We start from the raw sequence: 2,529 nt of genomic DNA on the forward strand, positions 1-2,529 counted from the left end.
CAGTGTTCCACATACCGGCGGGCAATCCCGGCCTGCGGGTTCCTGCCGTTGTCGTTCTCAAAAGTCCAGTCCCGCATGGTGGGGTCGGTAAAGCCCCGGCGTTTCAGTTCCTCCACGGTGTCAAGGTGCCTGCGCCGCTTCTCGGCGGCCTCCCGTTCTTCGCGGGCGGCTCTCTGGCAGTCGCACTCTGCCGGGTGGCGGTCACGGCCAAAGACAGCGGCCTTATCCGGCGCAAAATAGGCTTCTTTCGGCTTGCGGCACTTGCCGCAGTACAGTAAACCGTCCTCGCCGGTGTAGTCCTCCGGCTCCGGGGTGGTGGCCGTCATATTCTCCAAAACAGCGTTGATTTCGTTCTTCATAAACTCTCGCCCTCCTTGCATGAGTAGTCTGGTATGCCCTTTTTCGGGGCTTTCTTGGCTGCGTCCTCCTGCGCCCATTTGTAGATTGTGGCGGCATGGCTGCGGTATCGCTTGCCGCTGGACGCAATATGGCAGGATAGCCGGTCAATGTAGTAGTTCCATTTGTCGGGCAGGTCTGCTTTCAGCCCGTCCAGTTCTGATTGCGAAAGAAAGACATTTTCATACCGGCCATAGGCGGCGCGGGCGGGCTGTCCCGTATCTAACTCTCGCTCTCTCTCTTTTTCTATCTCTATCTCTTTCTCTATCTCTATCTCTGGTGGACAAATGTCCGCTTGATATGGTGGACATTTGTCCGCCCCGGCCTTTGGCAAGGCTTTTTGTTCCTGCAAAGCCAGCCTTGCCCGCCGTTTTCGCTCCCCCTCGGTAGAGGATTGGCCGATCAGCAGTTCAATGTTGCTCATATACAGCGCGCCGCTTGGCAGCGGCTCCACAAGCCCCAGCTTCATAAAAATCTGCAAGGCTCGTTCTACGGTGCCGACTTGCTGGCGGGTAATGGTGGCAATCATCTGCGCGGTGTAGGGGATATTTTCATCAAGCTGCAACTTCCCGCCGTTTTTCAGCGATTTCAAGTACAATTTCAAGAGAATGTTGGAATAGAGGATGCCGTCCTGCATACTTTCCAGCAGCACGATAGCGTCCTCGTCAAAGTAATTCTCTTTCAGCTTGAGGTAGTAGTATTTTCGGTTGTCTGACATGGTTCCTCCTTTGGGTGGATTTGGGGCGTTTGTACGCATTTAGAACGCCGTTTCCGGGGGAAAAGGATAAATGTATCGCACACCCTTTGACACCCACGAAAAAAGCCTTGATTTATGCGGGTTTGAAAGGCTCTAAAGCGTGACATCTCTGCCTTTGTTTCCGCTTTCTCTCGGCGGCTTTGATTTTCTTCATGCGTCCGGCGCAGTCGGGGCAGTATTTTCCCCGGTTGGATTTGGGGACAAATGCCGCGCCGCAGACCGCACACCGTTTCCGGCTTCCCCGGTACAAGAGGGCTGCGGCCAGCTCCCCGTCAAGGGGCAGGACAGCCACACGGAACCAGCGGCACATGAGGGAAAGGGAAATGCTCTGGACGCACACGCAAGGCTCCCCGTCGTCTAACAGCAGGCAGTTCCCCCCGTCATAGTTACAGCACTCATGCACCAGCCGCCGCGCCCGCCGGTGCTGGCGGTAGTCCATGCGGGGCAGGTTATCGTTCATGGCTCTGCTCCTTTCTGCGGTGGGGTTCCTCCCGGCGCAAAATCTGGTCGATGTTCCGCTTGACGGTCTGCAATTCCTTGAACCGCTGTTTCTGTTCGTGATAGGTGTTATACAGGCCGTCTTTCTCGGAGATAAGCTGCTCGATCTCGGCCTGCAACGCTTTCCGGGCGGGCAGCTTGGTAATGCCATGCGCCTTGAAATACCGGGCGGCGGCTTCGGCTATGATAAAATCGCTCTCGTTTGCCTGCCGGTAGGCGGCGCGGGCTTTCTCGGATTTCTGCGCTTTCAGCCCGTCGCGGGCGGGCTTGGTCTTGGCATAGGCAAGTACCTGTTGCTGCAACTCCTTTTTTCCTTGTAGCTTCGTTTCCAGCGTTTTCAGCTTGCCGCTGGTCTGGCGCATTTCCTGATAGGCGGTATCAACGGCGGCTTCTAACTGCTCCGGGGAAGTGAAGCCGTATTCCTGATACACATTCAGCGTCGCGGCCATTTGTTTGAGGTTGTGCATGGTCGCCCAGCGTTCATAGCCCCGGCCTTTGCCCTCGGCCATTTTCTGCTCAATGTCCACAAGCCGCTGCACACCGTCCTGTTTCGGGGCGGTTTGTGGGACTTTTGTGGGCTGTATGCCGGTTTTCCCATGCCGGGGGTATTCGGGTATGGCTGCGGGCTTTTCTGCGGCTCTGGCGGCGTTCTGCTCCAAAACGGCAAAGACAGCGGCGCGGTCAAAGTCGTCACCCAGCTTTCGGGCGGTAATGGGCTTTGTCCTGTCCGGCGTGAGATAGGATAGCCGCCCCCGGCTCTCCTTGACGGCCACGCCCTCCCGCAGCAGCAGAGAGGAAAAGTCCTCGAATGAGGTCGCCGCAGACAGCGCGGCGCGTATGGTCTGCCGCAGCTTCTCCTTGTTCGTTTCAAACTTGGT

General features: G+C 57.0%; 3 protein-coding genes and 1 pseudogene. All 4 read right to left on the reverse strand.

What is annotated here, in order from left to right:
• Positions 1-359: P-loop NTPase family protein (locus H6B31_RS16430; protein ID WP_510186753.1), on the reverse strand; the 359-nt coding region annotated here is incomplete at its 3' end.
• Positions 356-1,114: a putative phage replisome organizer gene (locus tag H6B31_RS16435; RefSeq protein WP_195991318.1), complete on the reverse strand. Its 759-nt coding sequence runs from the start codon at positions 1,112-1,114 to the stop codon at positions 356-358. The genes H6B31_RS16430 and H6B31_RS16435, both read right to left, overlap by 4 nt.
• Before the next feature lie 112 nt (positions 1,115-1,226).
• Positions 1,227-1,613 carry a cysteine-rich VLP domain-containing protein gene (locus H6B31_RS16440; protein WP_204899487.1) on the reverse strand — a complete coding sequence of 129 codons (387 nt, stop codon included), beginning with the start codon at positions 1,611-1,613 and terminating at the stop codon, positions 1,227-1,229.
• Positions 1,603-2,529 (reverse strand): annotated as a pseudogene (locus H6B31_RS16445) (relaxase/mobilization nuclease domain-containing protein); the annotation flags it as partial. The gene H6B31_RS16440 and the pseudogene H6B31_RS16445, both read right to left, overlap by 11 nt.

It is taken from the genome of Pseudoflavonifractor capillosus, from assembly GCF_016899775.1.
Lineage (GTDB): Bacteria > Bacillota > Clostridia > Oscillospirales > Oscillospiraceae > Lawsonibacter.

What these genes read in the sequence shown, in the direction of transcription:
- H6B31_RS16435 (WP_195991318.1), bottom strand. Translation starts at nt 1,114, where the DNA reads ATGTCAGACAACCGAAAATACTACTACCTCAAGCTGAAAGAGAATTAC.
- H6B31_RS16440 (WP_204899487.1), bottom strand. Translation starts at nt 1,613, where the DNA reads ATGAACGATAACCTGCCCCGCATGGACTACCGCCAGCACCGGCGGGCG.